General features: G+C 49.3%; 24 protein-coding genes, 1 other RNA gene, 1 pseudogene and 1 other annotated feature. Of the genes and pseudogenes, 16 read left to right on the top strand and 10 right to left on the bottom strand.

Features of this window, described 5'->3' with window-relative positions; all coding sequences use genetic code 11:
- From C7B16_RS25465 to pheA, 4 genes are all read left to right on the top strand, one after another.
- Positions 1–109: hypothetical protein (locus C7B16_RS25465; RefSeq protein WP_224465868.1), on the top strand; the 109-nt coding region annotated here is incomplete at its 5' end.
- Between the two features lie 260 nt (positions 110–369).
- Positions 370–711, top strand: a complete 342-nt coding sequence (gene raiA / locus C7B16_RS22120) for a ribosome-associated translation inhibitor RaiA (protein ID WP_000178461.1) — start codon at positions 370–372, stop codon at positions 709–711.
- 102 nt (positions 712–813) lie between these two features.
- Positions 814–939: a sequence feature (Phe leader region), on the top strand.
- Positions 815–862, top strand: coding sequence for a pheA operon leader peptide PheL (gene pheL / locus C7B16_RS22115; protein ID WP_101958059.1), 48 nt, complete (start codon positions 815–817; stop codon positions 860–862). It overlaps the preceding feature by 48 nt.
- Before the next feature lie 22 nt (positions 940–961).
- Positions 962–2,122, top strand: a complete 1,161-nt coding sequence (gene pheA / locus C7B16_RS22110; RefSeq protein WP_016262446.1) for a bifunctional chorismate mutase/prephenate dehydratase — start codon at positions 962–964, stop codon at positions 2,120–2,122.
- A 44-nt stretch (positions 2,123–2,166) separates the two neighbouring features.
- On the opposite strand, the gene tyrA is transcribed toward pheA, so the two are convergent.
- Together tyrA and aroF are read right to left on the bottom strand one after the other, a co-directional pair.
- Positions 2,167–3,288, bottom strand: coding sequence for a bifunctional chorismate mutase/prephenate dehydrogenase (gene tyrA / locus C7B16_RS22105; protein ID WP_000225243.1), 1,122 nt, complete (start codon positions 3,286–3,288; stop codon positions 2,167–2,169).
- A 10-nt stretch (positions 3,289–3,298) separates the two neighbouring features.
- A complete protein-coding gene (aroF, locus tag C7B16_RS22100) occupies positions 3,299–4,369 on the bottom strand; it encodes a 3-deoxy-7-phosphoheptulonate synthase AroF (RefSeq protein WP_001168033.1) in 1,071 nt (356 codons plus the stop codon).
- A gap of 208 nt (positions 4,370–4,577) precedes the next feature.
- Here aroF and C7B16_RS22095 point away from each other — a divergent pair, with 208 nt between their 5' ends.
- The 4 genes from C7B16_RS22095 to C7B16_RS22080 all read left to right on the top strand — a co-directional run bounded on the left by C7B16_RS22095 (position 4,578) and on the right by C7B16_RS22080 (position 7,328).
- Complete coding sequence (locus C7B16_RS22095; RefSeq protein WP_000976009.1) at positions 4,578–4,943, top strand: DUF2799 domain-containing protein; 366 nt, start codon at positions 4,578–4,580, stop codon at positions 4,941–4,943.
- A gap of 152 nt (positions 4,944–5,095) precedes the next feature.
- The gene (locus tag C7B16_RS22090) at positions 5,096–5,614 is read left to right on the top strand and encodes a YfiR family protein (protein WP_105266787.1); all 519 of its coding nucleotides are present in this window, start codon (positions 5,096–5,098) and stop codon (positions 5,612–5,614) included.
- Positions 5,604–6,830 (top strand): diguanylate cyclase DgcN, encoded by a 1,227-nt coding sequence (gene dgcN, locus C7B16_RS22085; RefSeq protein WP_001516910.1) that lies wholly within the window; start codon positions 5,604–5,606, stop codon positions 6,828–6,830. The genes C7B16_RS22090 and dgcN overlap by 11 nt, the downstream gene beginning before the upstream one ends.
- Positions 6,831–6,845: 15 nt before the next feature.
- Positions 6,846–7,328 carry an OmpA family protein gene (locus tag C7B16_RS22080; RefSeq protein ID WP_000595358.1) on the top strand — a complete coding sequence of 161 codons (483 nt, stop codon included), beginning with the start codon at positions 6,846–6,848 and terminating at the stop codon, positions 7,326–7,328.
- A 76-nt stretch (positions 7,329–7,404) separates the two neighbouring features.
- On the opposite strand, the gene rplS is transcribed toward C7B16_RS22080, so the two are convergent.
- The 5 genes from rplS to ffh all read right to left on the bottom strand — a co-directional run bounded on the left by rplS (position 7,405) and on the right by ffh (position 10,905).
- Positions 7,405–7,752 carry a 50S ribosomal protein L19 gene (rplS, locus tag C7B16_RS22075; RefSeq protein WP_000065253.1) on the bottom strand — a complete coding sequence of 116 codons (348 nt, stop codon included), beginning with the start codon at positions 7,750–7,752 and terminating at the stop codon, positions 7,405–7,407.
- 41 nt (positions 7,753–7,793) lie between these two features.
- Positions 7,794–8,561, bottom strand: coding sequence for a tRNA (guanosine(37)-N1)-methyltransferase TrmD (trmD, locus tag C7B16_RS22070; protein ID WP_000264785.1), 768 nt, complete (start codon positions 8,559–8,561; stop codon positions 7,794–7,796).
- A 30-nt stretch (positions 8,562–8,591) separates the two neighbouring features.
- Positions 8,592–9,140, bottom strand: coding sequence for a ribosome maturation factor RimM (gene rimM / locus C7B16_RS22065; RefSeq protein ID WP_000043335.1), 549 nt, complete (start codon positions 9,138–9,140; stop codon positions 8,592–8,594).
- An 18-nt stretch (positions 9,141–9,158) separates the two neighbouring features.
- Entirely contained in the window at positions 9,159–9,407 is a 249-nt protein-coding gene (gene rpsP, locus C7B16_RS22060; protein WP_001371138.1) for a 30S ribosomal protein S16, read from the bottom strand.
- A 136-nt stretch (positions 9,408–9,543) separates the two neighbouring features.
- Positions 9,544–10,905 carry a signal recognition particle protein gene (gene ffh / locus C7B16_RS22055; RefSeq protein WP_000460036.1) on the bottom strand — a complete coding sequence of 454 codons (1,362 nt, stop codon included), beginning with the start codon at positions 10,903–10,905 and terminating at the stop codon, positions 9,544–9,546.
- Between the two features lie 166 nt (positions 10,906–11,071).
- Here ffh and C7B16_RS22050 point away from each other — a divergent pair, with 166 nt between their 5' ends.
- Positions 11,072–11,863 (top strand): cytochrome C assembly family protein, encoded by a 792-nt coding sequence (locus C7B16_RS22050; RefSeq protein ID WP_010376639.1) that lies wholly within the window; start codon positions 11,072–11,074, stop codon positions 11,861–11,863.
- Positions 11,864–11,882: 19 nt separating this feature from the next.
- Positions 11,883–13,169 carry an HlyC/CorC family transporter gene (locus C7B16_RS22045; protein ID WP_010723175.1) on the top strand — a complete coding sequence of 429 codons (1,287 nt, stop codon included), beginning with the start codon at positions 11,883–11,885 and terminating at the stop codon, positions 13,167–13,169.
- A gap of 54 nt (positions 13,170–13,223) precedes the next feature.
- On the opposite strand, the gene grpE is transcribed toward C7B16_RS22045, so the two are convergent.
- Positions 13,224–13,817: a nucleotide exchange factor GrpE gene (grpE, locus tag C7B16_RS22040; RefSeq protein WP_107180156.1), complete on the bottom strand. Its 594-nt coding sequence runs from the start codon at positions 13,815–13,817 to the stop codon at positions 13,224–13,226.
- Positions 13,818–13,939: 122 nt separating this feature from the next.
- On the opposite strand from grpE, the gene nadK reads away from it, so the two are divergent.
- The 3 genes from nadK to bamE all read left to right on the top strand — a co-directional run bounded on the left by nadK (position 13,940) and on the right by bamE (position 17,058).
- Positions 13,940–14,818 carry an NAD(+) kinase gene (gene nadK, locus C7B16_RS22030; protein WP_001059172.1) on the top strand — a complete coding sequence of 293 codons (879 nt, stop codon included), beginning with the start codon at positions 13,940–13,942 and terminating at the stop codon, positions 14,816–14,818.
- A gap of 85 nt (positions 14,819–14,903) precedes the next feature.
- Positions 14,904–16,565: a DNA repair protein RecN gene (recN, locus tag C7B16_RS22025; protein ID WP_001516912.1), complete on the top strand. Its 1,662-nt coding sequence runs from the start codon at positions 14,904–14,906 to the stop codon at positions 16,563–16,565.
- 148 nt (positions 16,566–16,713) lie between these two features.
- Positions 16,714–17,058 (top strand): outer membrane protein assembly factor BamE, encoded by a 345-nt coding sequence (gene bamE, locus C7B16_RS22020; protein WP_001203438.1) that lies wholly within the window; start codon positions 16,714–16,716, stop codon positions 17,056–17,058.
- A gap of 56 nt (positions 17,059–17,114) precedes the next feature.
- Here bamE and C7B16_RS22015 read toward each other — a convergent pair whose 3' ends face one another.
- Positions 17,115–17,405, bottom strand: a complete 291-nt coding sequence (locus tag C7B16_RS22015; RefSeq protein ID WP_001117829.1) for an RnfH family protein — start codon at positions 17,403–17,405, stop codon at positions 17,115–17,117.
- Entirely contained in the window at positions 17,395–17,832 is a 438-nt protein-coding gene (gene ratA / locus C7B16_RS22010; protein WP_010376629.1) for a type II toxin-antitoxin system toxin RatA, read from the bottom strand. Before ratA ends, C7B16_RS22015 begins: the two co-directional genes overlap by 11 nt.
- Before the next feature lie 170 nt (positions 17,833–18,002).
- Between ratA and smpB the strand changes: the two genes are divergently transcribed.
- The 3 genes and pseudogenes from smpB to C7B16_RS21995 all read left to right on the top strand — a co-directional run.
- Complete coding sequence (gene smpB / locus C7B16_RS22005; RefSeq protein ID WP_000162574.1) at positions 18,003–18,485, top strand: SsrA-binding protein SmpB; 483 nt, start codon at positions 18,003–18,005, stop codon at positions 18,483–18,485.
- Between the two features lie 215 nt (positions 18,486–18,700).
- Positions 18,701–19,063, top strand: a transfer-messenger RNA (tmRNA) gene (gene ssrA / locus C7B16_RS22000).
- A 166-nt stretch (positions 19,064–19,229) separates the two neighbouring features.
- A pseudogene (locus C7B16_RS21995) lies at positions 19,230–19,718 on the top strand (integrase arm-type DNA-binding domain-containing protein); the annotation flags it as partial.
- Between the last annotated feature and the right edge of the window lie 126 nt (positions 19,719–19,844).

Here is a 19,844-nt window from a genome sequence, read left to right as displayed (position 1 = left end):
ACAACTTGTGAAATTACCGACAAGAAGGGAAAGGGCCTTCCCGAGAGTGGTAAAGGAGAGGCCCTGGAAATACCCCACAGCCCCGAAAAAGAGCCAGTCAGTTGCTTAACTGACTGGCATTACAGCCCTTGAGCTGCCGTTTTTTTATTCTGTAACGCGTGTAACTGAAGCGATTTAGTCGCGATCGATCTCATCAAATATGGCTCGCTTTGAGACATTCCTCAAGTAAAAAAACACTTCTTCCTGCGATTTCTCACAAAAAAACTTCGTTGACAAAAAGTGACAAAATTATGAGATTTCCATCACACATTTTGACATCAGGAACGGTATGCTGAATTCACCAAGACGGGAAGACAAGAGGTAAAATTTATGACAATGAACATTACCAGTAAACAAATGGAAATTACTCCGGCCATCCGCCAACATGTCGAAGACCGTCTCGCCAAACTGGAAAAATGGCAAACACATCTGATTAATCCACATATCATTCTGTCCAAAGAGCCACAAGGGTTCGTTGCTGACGCCACTATCAATACACCTAACGGCGTTCTTGTTGCCAGTGGTAAACATGAAGATATGTACACCGCAATTAACGAATTGATCAACAAGCTGGAACGGCAGCTCAATAAACTGCAGCACAAAGGCGAAGCACGTCGTGCCGCAACATCGGTGAAAGACGCCAACTTTGTCGAAGAAGTTGAAGAAGAGTAGTCCTTTATATTGAGTGTATCGCCAACGCGCCTTCGGGCGCGTTTTTTGTTGACAGCGTGAAAACAGTGCGGGTACTGTACTGAAGTCGCTTAAGGAAACAAATATGAAACACACTCTGTTCTTCTTCGCATTCTTTTTTACCTTCCCCTGAATGGGAGGCGTTTCGTCGTGTGAAACAGAATGCGAAGACGAACAATAAGGCCTCCCAAACCGGGGGGCCTTTTTTATTGATAACAAAAAAGGCAACACTATGACATCGGAAAACCCGTTACTGGCGCTGCGTGAGAAAATCAGCTCGCTGGATGAAAAATTACTGGCGCTACTGGCAGAGCGGCGCGAACTTGCTGTCGAGGTGGGAAAAGCCAAACTGCTCTCTCATCGCCCGGTACGTGATATCGATCGTGAACGCGATTTACTGGAAAAACTGATTACACTCGGTAAAACGCACCATCTGGATGCGCACTACATTACCCGTCTGTTCCAGCTTATCATTGAAGATTCCGTATTGACCCAGCAGGCACTGCTCCAGCAGCATCTCAATAAAATTAATCCGCACTCTGCCCGCATTGCTTTTCTTGGCCCGAAAGGTTCCTACTCACACCTTGCCGCCCGTCAGTATGCTGCCCGTCACTTCGAGCAATTTATTGAAAGTGGTTGTGCCAAATTTGCTGATATTTTTAATCAGGTGGAAACAGGTCAGGCCGACTATGCCGTCGTACCGATTGAAAATACCAGCTCCGGTGCCATTAACGATGTCTACGATCTGCTGCAACATACCAGCTTATCGATTGTTGGCGAGATGACGCTGACCATTGACCACTGCCTGCTGGTTTCTGGTACTACAGATTTATCCACCATCAACACGGTCTACAGCCATCCGCAGCCATTCCAGCAATGCAGTAAATTCCTTAATCGCTATCCGCACTGGAAGATTGAATATACCGAAAGTACGTCCGCGGCGATGGAAAAGGTTGCACAGGCAAAATCACCGCATGTTGCTGCATTGGGGAGCGAGGCAGGCGGCACTTTGTACGGCTTACAGGTGTTGGAGCGCATTGAGGCAAATCAGCGACAAAACTTCACCCGATTTGTCGTGCTGGCGCGTAAAGCCATTAACGTTTCAGACCAGGTTCCGGCAAAAACCACGCTGTTAATGGCCACCGGACAACAAGCCGGTGCACTGGTTGAAGCACTGCTGGTGCTGCGCAATCATAATCTGATCATGACCCGTCTGGAATCACGTCCGATTCACGGTAATCCGTGGGAAGAGATGTTTTATCTGGATATTCAGGCCAACCTTGAATCAGCAGAAATGCAAAAAGCATTGAAAGAGTTAGGTGAAATCACCCGTTCGATGAAGGTGTTGGGCTGTTACCCAAGCGAGAATGTGGTGCCTGTCGATCCTGCATGATGAAGCCGTGCCGGATGTGATACGTATCACCCGGCACAAAATTATTACTGCCGGTTGTCATTTGCCTGACGCAATAACACACGGCTTTCACTCTGGAAGCGTTGCGCGTAATCACCGAACCAGTGCTCAACCTTGCGGAAACTGTCAATAAACGCCTGCTTATCGCCCTGCTCCAGCAACTCAATCGCCTCGCCAAAACGTTTATAGTAACGTTTGATCAGCGCCAGATTACGTTCTGACGACATGATGATGTCGGCATAAAGCTGCGGATCCTGGGCAAACAGTCGCCCGACCATCGCCAGTTCAAGGCGATAAATGGGCGAAGAGAGCGCCAGAAGTTGCTCAAGCTGAACATTTTCTTCTGCCAGATGCAGGCCATAAGCAAAAGTAGCAAAGTGGCGCAACGCCTGGATAAACGCCATATTCTGATCGTGCTCCACGGCGCTAATGCGATGTAACCGTGCGCCCCAGACCTGAATTTGCTCCAGAAACCATTGATACGCTTCCGGCTGGCGGCCATCACACCAGACAACGACCTGTTTCGCCAGGCTACCGCTGTCCGGGCCGAACATCGGGTGTAGCCCCAGCACCGGACCATCATGCGCCGCCAGCATGGCCTGCAACGGTCCATTTTTCACCGATGCCAGATCAACCAGAATACAGTCTTGCGGTAAACGCGGCAATTTTCCTATGACCTGCTCAGTAACATGAATCGGCACACTAACAATCACCATTCCGGCATCGGCAACAATCTCAGCCGCACGTTCCCAATCATGTTGTTCAAGGATCCGCACCTGATAACCCGAGAGTGTCAGCATCTTCTCGAACAATCGCCCCATCTGACCGCCACCGCCGACGATAACCACCGGGCGCAACGTAGGACAAAGCGTTTTAAAGCCTTTGTCGTTCTCGCTGGAGTAAGATTCACGCATCACCCGACGCAGGATGTCTTCAATGAGATCCGGCGGCACTCCGAGAGCTTCAGCCTCGGCGCGCCGCGAGGCCAGCATGGATGCCTCACGCTCCGGAACATAAATAGGCAACCCAAAACGGCTCTTCACCTCTCCGACTTCGGCAACCAGTTCCAGACGCTTCGCTAATAAATTCAGCAGCTCTTTATCGACTTCATCAATTTGATCGCGTAATGCGGTCAACTCAGCAACCATAATAAACCTCTTAAGCCACGCGTGCCGTCAACTGTCCGTTGAGATCATGATGAATCTCACGCAGCAAGGCATCTGTCATTTCCCAGCTAATGCAGGCATCGGTAACGGATACACCGTATTTCATTGCGCTGCGCGGTTGCTCGGAAGACTGATTGCCTTCGTGGATATTACTTTCGATCATCAGACCAATAATTGAGCGATTGCCATCTTTGATTTGGGCAACCACGGACTCTGCTACCGCAGGTTGGCGGCGATAATCTTTATTGGAATTACCGTGGCTGCAATCTACCATCAGTGAGGGACGCAGTCCCGCCTGTTCCATCTCTTTTTCACATTGCGCAATATCCGCAGGGCTATAATTCGGTGCTTTGCCGCCGCGCAGGATCACATGTCCGTCCGGATTACCTTGCGTTTGTAGCAACGCAACCTGCCCTGCCTGGTTAATACCGACAAAACGGTGTGGCTGGGCGGCAGCTCGCATGGCGTTAATTGCCGTTGCCAGACTGCCATCGGTGCCGTTTTTAAAACCAACCGGCATAGACAGGCCAGATGCCATTTCACGGTGTGTTTGCGATTCTGTGGTGCGAGCACCAATTGCAGACCAGCTAAACAGATCACCAAGATATTGCGGGCTGTTTGGATCTAACGCCTCCGTCGCCAACGGCAGCCCCATGTTCACCAGTTCAAGCAGCAACTTACGCGCAATTTGCAGCCCGGCTTCTACGTCAAAAGAGCCATCCATATGTGGATCGTTAATTAACCCTTTCCAGCCGACAGTAGTACGGGGTTTTTCAAAATAGACGCGCATCACCAGATAGAGGTTATCGCTGACCTCTTCGGCAAGAGCTTTAAATCGACGAGCATATTCCAGAGCCGTTTCAGGATCATGAATGGAACAAGGACCACACACTACCAGCAGACGAGGATCGCGCCCGGCGATAATATCTGAAATGGTTTTACGCGAATCGGCAATCTTGGCTTCTTGTTGCAGGCTTAATGGAAAAGCGGCCTTCAATTGTTCCGGGGTCATCAGAACCTGTTCATCGGTAATGTGTACGTTATTCAGCGCGTCTTTTTGCATGATGGTGATCCTGTTTATGCTCGTTTGCGATAGTTGATCCTCAGCGAGGATGACGTAACGATAACATAACAAGTAAAGATTTCAATCCAAATTTCGTAAATAATAGTTTACACATGCAGTTTTAATGCTTCTTAGACAATTAATTTCGTAAAAACAAATTTACACCACTATCAAAAACAATCCGCTATGCTTTGAAAAAGGAGAAAAAATGATGAAAAAATTTATCGGTCCCCTGTTGGCCTTAGTGATTAGCGGTTGCCAGATTGATCCTTATACTCACGCGCCAACCTTGACCAGTACCGACTGGTATGACGTTGGTATGGAAGATGCTATATCAGGCGTTGCCATAAAAGACGACGATACATTTAACGATTCACCAACAGATCGGGTGGTATACCTTAAAGGATATGCCGAAGGACAAAAGAAAACCTGCCAGCCTGATTTTACTTACGCCAGAGGGCTATCTGGTAAAAGCTTTCCCGCCAGTTGTGACACCGTGGAAAATGCCAGTCAACTGCATGAAGTATGGCAAAAAGGAGCCGATGAAAATGCCAGCACGATACGATTGAATTAATTTAAACCTCATCAATAAATTAATCATAAGATTTAACTTATTTGAATTTTAATTCTCGTTTTGATGACGAGTGCATAAAATAATGATATTTTAATGAGCATCCTAAAGAAAATTTTCGATGCGTTTCGAGCAACGGTGGTGAGGATCCCTGAATGCGCTTTTCTCACCGACCGATCTTACTACTGCTCTTTCTCCTGGCAGGATCGCCATTACTCGCTCAGGGTGCTTCTGACGTTACAAAAAATATACGTTTGATGGTTTCCGGTATCGTCAGCTACACTCGCTGGCCTGCATTGACTGGCCCACCAAGGCTATGTATTTTTTCATCTTCACGTTTTAGCGCAGCCCTACAAGAGAACAACGCAACTTCTTTGCCTTATCTCCCCATCATCATTAACTCTAAACAAGAGGCACTGATTTCAAGCTGCGATGGCTTTTATTTTGGCAGCGAGTCACCGACATTCCAGATAGAATTAATCGATGAATATCCGTCTAAGGCGTTATTATTAATAGCCGAACAAAATACCGAGTGCATTATTGGCAGCGCATTTTGCCTGATCATCAACAATAATAACGTCAGATTTGCCGTAAACCTGGATGCCTTATCGCGTAGTGGTGTAAAGGTCAACCCGGATGTCTTAATGCTCGCACGGAAGAAAAATGATGGGTAACGATAATTCTCTTAATAAGCGCCCCACGTTTAAAAGAGCATTACGCAATATCAGCATGACCAGCGTATTTATCACTATGACGCTGATCTGGCTGCTGCTTTCCGTGACATCGGTGCTGACCCTGAAACAATACGCGCAAAAAAACCTGGCACTCACCGCAGCGACAATGACTTACAGTCTGGAAGCTGCTGTCGTTTTTGCCGATGGTCCGGCAGCCACAGAAACGTTAGCCGCGCTGGGTCAGCAGGGCCAATTTTCAACCGCAGAAGTGCGAGATAACCAGCAAAACATTCTGGCATCCTGGCATTACACCAGTAAGGCTCCGGGCGAGACATTCAGTAATTTCATTAGCCACTGGCTCTTCCCCGCTCCCGTCATTCAGCCGATTCGCCATAATGGCAAAATCATTGGCGAAGTACAGTTAACTGCTCGCGACAACTCAATCAGTCATTTTATCTGGTTATCGCTGGCTGTTCTGACGGGTTGCATTCTGCTGGCATCAGGCATTGCAATCACCCTTACCCGCCATTTGCATAACGGACTGGTGGAAGCGCTAAAAAACATCACTGACGTCGTTCATGATGTGCGCTCCAACCGCAATTTTTCCCGCCGTGTTTCGGAAGAACGAATCGCAGAATTTCACCGCTTTGCTCTCGACTTCAATAGCTTGCTGGATGAAATGGAAGAGTGGCAGCTCCGTTTGCAGGCAAAAAATGCCCAGCTTCTACGTACCGCGCTACATGACCCATTAACCGGGCTGGCGAACCGCGCTGCATTCCGCAACTGCATCAATACGTTAATGAGTGATTCTGCTGCACGAGAAACCTCAGCTTTACTTTTTCTTGATGGCGATAATTTCAAATATATCAATGACACATGGGGGCACGCGACGGGCGATCAGGTCTTGATCGAGATAGCCATACGGTTAATGGAATTTAGCGGAAAACGACATCAGTCATACCGCATAGGAGGCGACGAGTTCGCCATGGTTCTGTCTGGCGTACTGTCAGAATATGAAGTGCAGCGTATCTGTGCAGATCTCACACAAACCTTTCATCGCCCATTCAATCTCCATAACGGTCATCAGGCCAGCATGACCTTAAGTATTGGATACGCCCTGACTCGTGAACACGATTCTGCCGAAAAATTACAAGAGCTGGCCGATCGTAATATGTATCAGGCCAAGCACCAGCGCGCCGAAACGCGGGTGAAATAACAAGGAAATATCTACATGATAAAGCAACTGGTAGCACCTCTGGTTTTCTCTTCTCTGATACTGGCAGGTTGCCAGGCTCCACAAGGCAAGTTTACCCCAGAGCAAGTCGCTGCTATGCAGTCTTATGGTTTTACTGAATCCGCCGGTGACTGGTCACTTGGCTTATCAGACACGATTCTGTTTGCTAAAAATGACTACAAACTACTTCCGGAAAGTCAGCAACAGATCCAAACCATGGCGGCGAAACTGGCTTCTACCGGGCTAACACATGCCCGTATGGATGGTCATACCGATAACTACGGTGAAGATAGCTACAATGAAGCCTTATCACTGAAGAGAGCGAATGTCGTCGCAGATGCCTGGGCTGAAGGTGGGCAAATTCCTCGCAGCAATCTCTCTACTCAAGGCTTAGGGAAAAAATACCCCATCGCCAGCAACCAGACATCTCAGGGTCGGGCCGAGAACCGCCGCGTCGCTGTGGTGATAAGTGCGCCTTAAACTCAATTTCAGTAGATAAAAAAAGGGCCAGCCAATTGGCCAGCCCTTCTTAACAGGATGTCGCTTAAGCGAAATCTTAGTTAAGACGCTCTTTGATACGAGCAGCCTTACCAGTACGCTCACGCAGGTAGTACAGTTTAGCTTTACGAACAGCACCACGACGTTTGACAGAAATGCTGTCAACTACCGGAGAGTGAGTCTGGAAGACACGCTCAACGCCTTCGCCGTTGGAAATTTTACGAACAGTGAATGCAGAGTGCAGACCGCGGTTACGAATAGCGATAACCACGCCCTCGAATGCCTGCAGACGTTTTTTGGAACCTTCAACAACCCATACTTTCACTTCCACGGTATCACCCGGACGGAAGGAAGGTACGTCCTGCTTCATCTGCTCTTGTTCAAGTTGCTTAATAATGTTGCTCATAATTTAATCTCTTATCCTGGGTAAACTGATATCTCGGGGGCTTACGCCATCCCATCATGTTTATGTTGCTGTTGCGCGTGTTCGGTTTTGAACTCCGCCAGCAACCTTGCTTGCTCTTCAGTCAGAGCCAGGTTTTCCAGAAGTTCAGGTCTTCTAAGCCAGGTTCGGCCCAGCGACTGTTTCAAACGCCAGCGACGTATCTCGGCATGGTTGCCCGACAGTAACACTGACGGAACTTCCATCCCTTCTAACACCTCAGGCCGCGTATAGTGCGGGCAATCCAGCAATCCTTCAGCAAAGGAATCTTCCGTTGCTGAGGCTTCATGTCCCAGTACCCCCGGAATAAACCGGGAGACAGAGTCAATCAACGTCATTGCTGGTAACTCACCACCACTCAGAACGTAATCCCCGATTGACCATTCTTCGTCAATTTCGGTTTGGATCACGCGCTCATCTATACCTTCGTAGCGACCGCACACCAGAATCAATTTTTGATTCGTTGCCAGTTCGCTGACGCCTGCTTGATCAAGCTTGCGCCCCTGCGGTGACAGATAGATCACCTTAGCGCCTTCACCCGCCGCGCTTTTTGCTGCATGAATGGCATCCCGTAAAGGTTGCACCATCATTAACATCCCCGGTCCGCCGCCGTAAGGACGATCGTCCACGGTACGGTGCCGGTCATGCGTGAAGTCACGAGGACTCCAGCTCTGGATGCTCAGCAGGCCATTTTTAACTGCCCGGCCAGTTACCCCGTAATCGGTAATTGCGCGGAACATTTCAGGAAACAGGCTAATTATGCCAATCCACATAGCGCCGTCTTTTACCGTTTATCCGGTGGTTTAAAAACCAGGATCCCAATCTACTTCGATTGAACGAGTAGTGAGATCGACTTTCTTGATAACCTGCCCATCGAGGAACGGTACGAGACGTTCCTTGATACCAAACGCATCTTTCAGGTTTGCCTTAATGACGAGAACGTCATTAGATCCGGTTTCCATCATGTCGACGACTTTACCGAGATCGTAGCCTTCAGTGGTCACTACCTGGCAGCCCATCAGGTCTTTCCAGTAGTAGTCACCCTCTTCAAGCTGAGGCAACTGCGAAGAATCTACGACAATTTCACAATTCGTCAGCAGGTTCGCCGCATCACGATCGTCAACGCCTTTCAGCTTGATGATCATGTCCTGATTGTGGTGCTTCCAGCTTTCCAACTGGACTTGCTGCCACTGACCCGCCTTCTGGATAAACCAGGGCTGATAGTCAAAAATGCTTTCGGCGTCTTCGGTGGAAGAAAACACTCTGAGCCACCCACGAATACCGTAAGACGAACCCATTTTTCCCAAAACGATGGGATCAACAGGTGCTTGCGCGGTGAGTTGTTTGCTCATCATGACCACCGTGACAGATTAAGCTGCTTTGTTTACTTCTTTGATCAGCGCAGCAACGCGATCAGAAATAGTTGCGCCCTGGCCAACCCAGTGAGCAATGCGATCCAGATCCAGGCGGGCGCCTTCTTCTTTTTCGCTAGCGATTGGGTTGAAGAAACCAACGCGCTCAATGAAGCGACCGTTGCGTGCATTACGGCTGTCAGCGACAACAACCTGGTAGAACGGACGCTTTTTAGCGCCGTGACGTGCTAAACGAATAGTTACCATAACATCCTCTTGTGTGAATAAAACAACCGGACCCCATCGAGGAACGGAGTCCGGTGTCATATTAAAAGCCCGAAAATTTTACTGATTTCTGGAGAAAATGCAATCAACAGTTAATAACTCTGTCGCATAAGGTCATTTAGCGACCAGGAAATCCCGGCGGCATCATCCCTTTCATGCTTCTCATCATCTTCGCCATTCCGCCCTTCTTCATCTTCTTCATCATGCGCTGCATGTCGTCGAACTGCTTCAGAAGACGGTTAACATCCTGTACCTGCATACCGCAACCGGCAGCGATACGACGTTTACGCGAACCTTTGATGATTTCTGGCTTAGCGCGCTCTTTCAGCGTCATCGAGTTGATGATGGCTTCCATACGCACCAGCACTTTATCGTCCATCTGCGACTTCACGTTCTCCGGGATCTGCCCCATACCCGGCAGTTTGCCCATCAGGCTGGCCATGCCGCCCATGTTTTTCATCTGGCGCAACTGTTCAAGGAAATCGTTGAGATCGAAGCCGTCGCCTTTTTTCAGCTTGCTGGCTAATTTCTCAGCCTGCGCGCGGTCAACTTTGCTTTCGATATCTTCGATCAGCGACAGAACATCGCCCATACCGAGAATACGGGAAGCGATGCGGTCCGGATGGAACGGTTCCAGCGCCTCTGTTTTCTCACCAACACCGAGGAATTTGATCGGTTTGCCAGTGATGTGACGAATCGAGAGCGCCGCACCGCCGCGGGCATCGCCGTCTACTTTGGTCAACACTACGCCGGTAAGCGGTAACGCTTCATTGAACGCTTTTGCCGTATTGGCGGCATCCTGACCGGTCATGGCGTCAACCACAAACAAGGTTTCAACCGGGTTAATCGAAGCGTGGACTTGTTTGATCTCGTCCATCATCGCTTCATCAACGTGCAAACGACCGGCAGTATCCACCAGCAACACGTCGTAGAATTTCAGTTTGGCTTCTTTCAGCGCCGCATTAACGATATCGACCGGCTTCTGACCAACATCTGAAGGGAAGAAATCGACGCCTACCTGTTCGGCCAGCGTCTCAAGCTGTTTGATTGCCGCCGGACGATAAACGTCGGCAGAAACCACCAGCACTTTCTTTTTGTGCTTCTCGCGCAGGAACTTACCGAGTTTACCAACGCTGGTTGTTTTACCGGCACCTTGCAGGCCCGCCATCAGCACCACCGCAGGCGGCTGCGCAGCCAGATTCAGGGTCTGGTTCTCTTCGCCCATCGCCGCAACCAGTTCGTTACGGACGATTTTGACGAACTCCTGCCCCGGCGTCAGGCTCTTGTTAACTTCATGACCAACCGCTTTCTCTTTTACGCGATTGATAAACTCACGCACTACCGGCAGAGCGACGTCCGCCTCCAGCAGCGCCATGCGCACTTCGCGCAGCGTATCTTTAACGTTGTCTTCAGTAAGGCGTCCACGGCCACTGATATTGCGCAGCGTGCGCGACAAACGATCGGTTAAATTATCAAACATTGTCTCTCGCCTGGGGTGGAAACGGTTGGCCGCAATCGCGACACATCATCAGTATTTTGCCGCAGTATAACATGAAGGCGTCTTTGTTGTTATGCAACGGTTGGAGCCGCGTTCACCTGACGCTATACTGCTTTTCTTTCTCATTGCTCAAACTGTCGACATTACTATGCCCGTTTTTGCTCTGCTCGCGCTCGTCGCCTACTCTGTCAGTCTCGCACTGATTATTCCCGGTCTGCTGCAAAAAAACGGCGGCTGGCGGCGAATGGCTATTATTTCTGCGGTCATCGCGCTGGTTTGCCACGCTATTGCTCTTGAAGCCCGCATACTGCCCGGCGGTGATAGCGGACAAAACCTTAGCCTGTTGAATGTCGGTTCGTTGGTCAGCCTGATGATCTGTACGGTGATGACCATTGTGGCCTCACGTAACCGTGGCTGGCTGCTGCTGCCGATTGTTTACGCCTTTGCGCTCATCAACCTGGCGCTGGCGACCTTCATGCCCAATGAATACATCACCCACCTGGAAGCAACACCCGGGATGCTGATGCACATTGGCTTATCGCTCTTTTCCTACGCCACGCTGATTATCGCTGCCCTGTACGCGCTGCAACTGGCATGGATTGATTACCAACTGAAGAACAAGAAGTTGGCGTTTAATCAGGAAATGCCTCCACTGATGAGTATTGAACGTAAAATGTTCCATATCACGCAAATTGGTGTGGTGCTATTGACGCTCACTCTCTGTACAGGCCTGTTCTACATGCACAACTTATTTAGCATGGAAAATATCGACAAGGCCGTGCTCTCTATTGTGGCGTGGTTTGTCTATATTGTGCTGCTGTGGGGGCATTATCATGAAGGATGGCGTGGACGCCGCGTTGTCTGGTTTAACGTCGCCGGCGCAGTCATTCTGACACTGGCCTATTTTGGCAGCCGAATTGTCCAGCAGTTAATCAGCTAAACCAGAAAAGGAGCTTCCCCTGGAACATATCTCTACTACCACGTTGATCATAATTTTGATCATCATGGTGGTCATTTCAGCCTATTTTTCCGGCTCCGAAACCGGAATGATGACACTCAACCGCTATCGCCTGCGACATATGGCGAAGCAGGGTAATCGCTCGGCTAAACGGGTCGAAAAATTACTGCGCAAACCTGACCGCCTGATAAGCCTGGTGTTAATCGGCAATAACCTGGTCAATATTCTCGCTTCCGCACTGGGCACCATTGTCGGAATGCGCTTGTACGGTGATGCAGGCGTGGCGATTGCGACCGGCGTGCTGACCTTCGTGGTGCTGGTTTTTGCCGAAGTATTGCCGAAAACCATTGCCGCGCTGTACCCGGAAAAAGTCGCCTATCCGAGTAGTTTTCTGCTGGCTCCGCTGCAAATTTTGATGATGCCACTGGTCTGGCTACTGAACGCCATCACCCGTATGCTGATGCGTATGATGGGTATCAAAACCGATATCGTAGTCAGCGGCTCTTTAAGCAAAGAGGAGTTGCGCACCATTGTGCACGAATCACGCTCACAAATTTCCCGCCGCAATCAGGATATGCTGCTATCGGTGCTCGATCTGGAAAAAATGACCGTTGATGACATCATGGTGCCGCGCAGTGAAATCATCGGCATCGATATCAACGACGACTGGAAATCGATTCTCCGTCAACTCTCCCACTCTCCTCACGGGCGCATCGTGCTGTACCGCGACTCTCTGGACGACGCCATTAGTATGCTGCGAGTACGTGAAGCCTGGCGGCTGATGTCGGAGAAAAAAGAGTTCACTAAAGAAACCATGCTACGCGCTGCGGACGAAATTTATTTTGTTCCGGAAGGCACTCCGCTCAGTACACAATTAGTTAAATTTCAACGCAATAAAAAGAAAGTTGGTCTGGTCGTCAACGAATACGGAGATATTCAGGGGCTGGTCACAGTTGAAGATATTCTTGAAGAGATTGTCGGTGATTTCACCACGTCGATGTCACCAACGCTTGCCGAAGAGGTCACACCGCAAAACGACGGTTCGGTGATTATCGATGGCACCGCCAACGTGCGAGAAATTAACAAAGCCTTTAACTGGCATCTACCGGAAGATGATGCCCGCACGGTTAATGGCGTTATTCTGGAGGCGCTGGAAGAGATCCCTGTCGCAGGCACCCGCGTGCGTATTGGCGAGTACGATATCGATATCCTCGACGTTCAGGACAATATGATTAAGCAGGTAAAAGTTTTTCCTGTAAAACCGCTACGTGAAAGCGTGGCGGAGTAACGAAAACGGCCCGGCATTCATATGCAGGGCCGTAACTCATTACGAAGGCAGAAATTAAGCTTTCGCTTTCGCGACAGTAACCATCGCCGCACGAATCGTACGACCGTTCAGCGTATAACCCTTCTGCATGATGCCCAGTACGTTACCCGGCGCAACGTCATCAGATTCCACCATTGCGATGGCCTGATGCACGTTTGGATCCAGCGGTACGTTCGTTTCGGCAATGACATCAACGCCAAATTTACGTACTACATCCAGCATCGACTTCAGCGTCAGCTCAATACCTTCAACCATCGCAGACATATCCGGGTTAGCTTTATCAGCCACTTCCAGCGCACGATCCAGACTATCAATCACCGGCAGCAATTCGTTGATGAATTTCTCCAGCGCAAATTTATGCGCTTTTTCGATATCCAGTTCAGTACGACGACGCAGGTTTTCCATTTCCGCTTTTACGCGCAAAATACCGTCCCGTTCACGGGTCTGGGCTTCAGCCAGCTGAGCTTCGAGATTCGCAATTTTTTCATCGCGCGGATCCACCTGCTCAACAGAAGCTTCTGGCTCAACTGCCTCAATCTCTTCGTGCTGATCCATGATAATTTCTTCCGGGGCTTGCCCCTCAGGCGTTTTCTGTTCTTTACTACTCATGAATTTCTCCGCGTTTTTTTCGCATTCATCTCGCTAACTTGGCTTATTATGGGGATCAGTTTCAGGGTTTCAAGGGAAGCACTCACATTGTCATCAATCTTCACAACAAGGACCTCGGAAAAATGAATAATCATTTCAAGTGTATTGGCATTGTGGGACACCCACGGCACCCTACTGCACTGACAACACATGAAATGCTCTACCGCTGGTTGTGCACAAAAGGTTACGAGGTCATCGTTGAGCAGCAAATCGCTCATGAACTGCAACTGAAGAATGTGAAAACTGGCACACTCGCGGAGATTGGACAACTGGCTGATCTCGCGGTAGTTGTTGGTGGCGACGGTAATATGCTGGGCGCGGCGCGCACGCTCGCCCGCTACGACATTAAAGTCATTGGCATCAACCGTGGCAACCTGGGTTTCCTGACTGACCTTGACCCCGATAACGCCCAACAACAGTTAGCCGATGTGCTGGAAGGCCACTACATCAGCGAAAAACGTTTTTTGCTGGAAGCACAAGTCTGCCAGCAAGATTGCCAGAAGCGCATCAGCACAGCGATTAACGAAGTAGTGCTTCACCCAGGTAAAGTAGCGCATATGATTGAGTTCGAAGTGTATATCGACGAGATCTTTGCGTTTTCTCAGCGCTCCGATGGACTGATTATTTCTACGCCTACAGGTTCTACCGCCTATTCCCTCTCGGCGGGCGGCCCGATTCTGACACCATCACTGGATGCAATTACCCTGGTGCCAATGTTCCCGCATACACTCTCGGCGCGCCCGCTGGTCATTAACAGCAGCAGCACAATTCGCCTGCGCTTTTCGCACCGCCGTAGCGATCTGGAAATTAGCTGCGACAGCCAGATAGCGCTACCGATTCAGGAAGGTGAAGATGTCCTGATTCGTCGTTGTGATTACCATCTGAATCTGATTCATCCAAAAGATTACAGCTATTTCAATACATTAAGCACTAAGCTCGGCTGGTCAAAAAAATTATTTTAATTTTACACCAGCCTCTTTACTGTATATAAAACCAGTTTATACTGTACACAATAACAGTAATGGTTTTTCATACAGGAAAACGACTATGTTGGCACAACTGACCATCAGCAACTTTGCTATTGTTCGTGAGCTTGAGATTGATTTTCACAGCGGTATGACCGTAATAACCGGTGAGACCGGCGCAGGCAAATCTATTGCAATAGATGCGCTCGGCCTTTGTCTCGGTGGTCGCGCTGAAGCCGACATGGTGCGTACCGGCGCTGCTCGCGCAGACCTGTGCGCTCGTTTTTCTCTTAAAGATACGCCAGCGGCTCTGCGCTGGCTGGAAGAAAACCAACTGGAAGATGGCCGCGAATGCCTGCTTCGTCGCGTGATCAGTAGCGATGGCCGCTCCCGTGGTTTCATCAACGGCACGGCCGTTCCTCTGTCACAACTGCGCGAACTGGGTCAGTTGCTCATCCAGATCCACGGTCAGCATGCTCATCAGTTACTCACCAAAGCCGAGCACCAAAAATTCCTGCTTGATGGCTACGCCAATGAAACTTCTCTGCTCCAGGAAATGACCGCTCGTTATCAGTTGTGGCATCAAAGCTGCCGCGACCTGGCGCATCATCAACAGTTAAGTCAGGAACGCGCCGCTCGCGCGGAACTGCTGCAATATCAGTTAAAAGAACTGAACGAATTTAATCCGCAGCCCGGTGAGTTTGAACAAATCGACGAAGAGTACAAGCGTCTGGCTAACAGCGGTCAATTGCTGACCACCAGCCAGAATGCACTGGCATTAATGGCCGACGGTGAAGATGCAAACCTGCAAAGTCAGCTTTACACGGCTAAACAACTGGTGAGCGAACTGATTGGTATGGACAGCAAACTGTCCGGTGTACTTGATATGCTGGAAGAGGCCACAATCCAGATAGCTGAAGCCAGTGACGAATTACGCCACTACTGCGATCGTCTGGATCTCGACCCTAACCGGTTGTTCGAACTTGAACAACGTATCTCAAAACAGATTTCACTGGCACGTAAACACCACGTCAGCCCGGAAGCATTGCCACAATATTATCAATCACTGCTGGAAGAACAACAGCAACTCGACGATCAGGCCGACTCGCAAGAAACTCTCGCGCTGGCCGTAACTAAACACCATCAGCAGGCGCTGGAAACGGCACGCGCGTTACACCAACAACGCCAGCACTATGCAGCAGAACTTGCGCACCTGATCACCGACAGTATGCACGCACTCTCCATGCCGCATGGGCAATTTACGATTGATGTGAAATTTGATGAGCATCACCTGAGCGCTGACGGTGCCGACCGCATTGAGTTTCGGGTTACCACCAACCCTGGTCAGCCAATGCAGCCTATCGCCAAAGTCGCATCCGGTGGTGAATTGTCGCGTATCGCTCTGGCGATTCAGGTTATTACAGCGCGTAAAATGGAAACGCCAGCGCTCATTTTCGATGAAGTGGATGTGGGGATCAGCGGCCCGACTGCAGCAGTCGTCGGCAAACTGCTACGTCAGCTTGGCGAATCAACCCAGGTAATGTGTGTTACCCACCTGCCACAAGTCGCAGGATGCGGTCATCAACACTATTTTGTCAGCAAAGAAACAGATGGCGCGATGACAGAAACACATATGCAATCACTGGATAAAAAGGCGCGGTTACAGGAGTTGGCGCGCTTACTTGGTGGTAGCGAAGTTACCCGCAACACCCTGGCGAACGCGAAAGAACTGCTTGCGGCGTAAACTTTTTTACTGCTTCACGGTCAGAGTAGACAGCAAAACGCCGTAAGACCCGACAGCAAAAGGTTTTAAAGTGACGAAAGGTCTATTATCATCGGCATATTACAGATGAGCCACGTACTGCTCGGGCCCGAAAAGGAATCAAATCACTATGCGCTGTAAAACGCTGACTGCTGCCGCAGCAGTACTATTGATGTTGACCGCAGGCTGTTCCACTCTGGAGCGAGTGGTTTACCGTCCTGACATCAACCAGGGGAACTATCTGACCGCTAACGACGTATCCAAAATACGCGTTGGCATGACGCAACAACAAGTTGCGTACGCATTGGGTACACCGCTGATGTCCGATCCATTTGGTACGAATACCTGGTTCTATGTCTTCCGCCAACAACCAGGTCATGAAGGTGTAACGCAGCAAACGCTGACGCTGACCTTTAACAGCAGCGGTGTGTTGACCAATATTGATAACAAACCCGCACTGAGTGGCAACGAATAAAATTTGCTGTTTATAGCGATCAAAAAGGTGCTCGCTGAGCACCTTTTTTCTGCCTGCTATTTATTCGCTGACTTCTCTGCCCGCTGCCTGCGAAGCTCTTTCGGATCGGCAATCAATGGTCGATAAATCTCTACACGATCGCCATCGCGCACGATATCACTCAGTTTTGCCGGACGACTGTAAATGCCGACTTTATTTTTAGTTAAATCGATATCTGTACGCAATTCCAGCAAACCGCTGGCGCGAATCGCCTCTTCAACCGTCGCTCCCTCCTGCAACATCACACGTTGCAGGTACTGCTTCTCTGGTAACGCGTAAGCTACCTCAACGGCAATTTTACCTGGCACTATAAACCTCTTTTGCTCGCACAGTGAAAGCTTGCACCATATTAGTCGCCAGCTCTTTAAACACGCGACCAAAGGCGAGTTCAATCAGCTTATTAGTAAACTCAAAATCGAGATGAAACTCGATACGGCACGCCTCCTGGCTCAGCGGCGTAAACTTCCAACCGCCGATCAACTTCTTGAACGGCCCATCAACCAGATTCATGAGGATACTTTGGTTACTGGTCAACTGATTCCGGGTAGTAAACGTTTTGCTGATCCCAGCCTTAGAGACATCTACCGCAGCGGTCATCTGCCCAGGAGTGGACTCCAGAATCCTACTTCCGGTACAACCCGGCAAAAACTGAGGATAAGACTGAACGTCATTCACTAACTGATACATTTGCTCCGCGCTGTAGGGTACGAGTGCGGTCCGGCTAATTTGAGGCATAACAAATTCCATCAACAAAAAACCAACAAATAATATCATTTATCCTGCTGTAAAAAAAACGCTATCCCGGCACTGGGTAACATCGGGTTCATGCTAAGATAGAGCCTTGTCCCCCGCAGGATTAATATGGGGTGTTTTCGATTTCAGATTACCGATGATTCACGACGCTTATGACGAAGAAAAAAGCACATAAACCTGGTTCAGCAACCATAGCGCTCAACAAGCGCGCCCGTCACGAATACTTTATTGAAGAAGAGTTTGAAGCGGGACTCGCCCTGCAAGGCTGGGAAGTTAAATCCCTGCGCGCAGGAAAAGCCAATATTAGCGACAGCTATGTTCTTCTGCGCGACGGAGAAGCGTTCCTGTTTGGCGCAAATATCACGCCGATGGCTGTGGCTTCCACGCATGTGGTGTGCGATCCTACTCGTACTCGCAAGCTACTTCTCAACCAGCGCGAACTGGACTCATTGTACGGTCGCGTAAATCGTGAAGGCTATACCGTAGTGGCGCTCTCCCTGTACTGGAAAAATGCCTGGTGCAAAGTAAAAATTGGTGTCGCGAAAGGTAAGAAACAACACGATAAACGTTCTGACATCAAAGAACGTGAATGGCAGGTGGATAAAGCACGTATCATGAAAAACGCTCACCGTTAAACCTACATAACATATACTGATCAGCCCCTCACCGCGCCTCCCCTCTCCGGTGGCGCGAATGAACATCTTGTTGATAATCATATTTAGCACAGATGTAGTCATCCCCATGCTTAATCGAATAAAAATCATGCTACGCAGGCGCTAAATCCTTGACGATGTCGCCATTGGGGCTGGTCATGGCGCTCACAAATCTGGTATACTCACCGTTACACATTGGGGCTGATTCTGGATTCGACGGGATTTGCGAAACCCAAGGTGCATGCCGAGGGGCGGTTGGCCTCGTAAAAAGCCGCAAAAAATAGTCGCAAACGACGAAAACTACGCTTTAGCAGCTTAATAACCTGCTTAGAGCCCTCTCTCCCTAGCCTCCGCTCTTAGGACGGGGATCAAGAGAGGTCAAACCCAAAAGAGATCGCGTGGAAGCCCTGCCTGGGGTTGAAGCGTTAAAACTTAATCAGGCTAGTTTGTTAGTGGCGTGTCTGTCCGCAGCTGGCAAGCGAATGTAAAGACTGACTAAGCATGTAGTACCGAGGATGTAGGAATTTCGGACGCGGGTTCAACTCCCGCCAGCTCCACCACTTTTTAGTAAAACAAAGTCTACTAAAGACTATCAAGGCCGCACCTCGCAAGGGTTGCGGCCTTTTTCATGTCTAGCGAAGTCTACTGAGAATTGCTAGAAGCTACGCATTATGAGACCCTTATATGGACCCACCGGTTGGATCCAATAATTTGAGGGTCCAATACATGGCAAGGCAGACTAAAAAACTCACAGACACTGAAATCAAAAACACCAAGCCAGCAGACAAAGAGATCAATCTCTTCGATGGTGATGGGCTACTGCTACGAATCGCTCCTTCATCAAAAGGAGGGAAGAAGAACTGGTATCTCAGATATCCAGTACCAGTGACCAAGAAGCGCACTAAGATGAGCTTGGGAACCTACCCTCACCTCTCATTAGCAAAGGCAAGAGCTTTACGTGATGAATATCTGTCTTTGCTTGCTAATGGTATTGACCCTCAAGCCCACATCACTGAAAAAACTAACGCTCTGAAAGATGCCACGGAGCATACGCTACAAGCTGTTGCCCGAAAGTGGTTAGATGAGAAGATAAAAACCGCTGAAATAACGGAAGACTATGCAAAAGATATATGGCGTAGTCTTGAACGGAACATTTTTCCCGGCTTGGGCGACGTTCCTGTCAAAGAGATCCGCCCCAAAATGCTCAAGCAGCATTGAAGTGGTCAACAAAAACTGGCCACCGAGTTAGAGTTTTTCCAGTATCGATTTTCCGATTCGTTTGGGGGTAATCCACCGTTATATTCGTGCGGTCTTAGTGCGCTGTAATATCCAACGATATAG

Source organism: Escherichia sp. 20412-1, from assembly GCF_003027595.1.
In the GTDB taxonomy this organism is placed as follows: domain Bacteria; phylum Pseudomonadota; class Gammaproteobacteria; order Enterobacterales; family Enterobacteriaceae; genus Escherichia; species Escherichia marmotae.
This window is presented reverse-complemented; position numbering and strand designations above follow the sequence as displayed.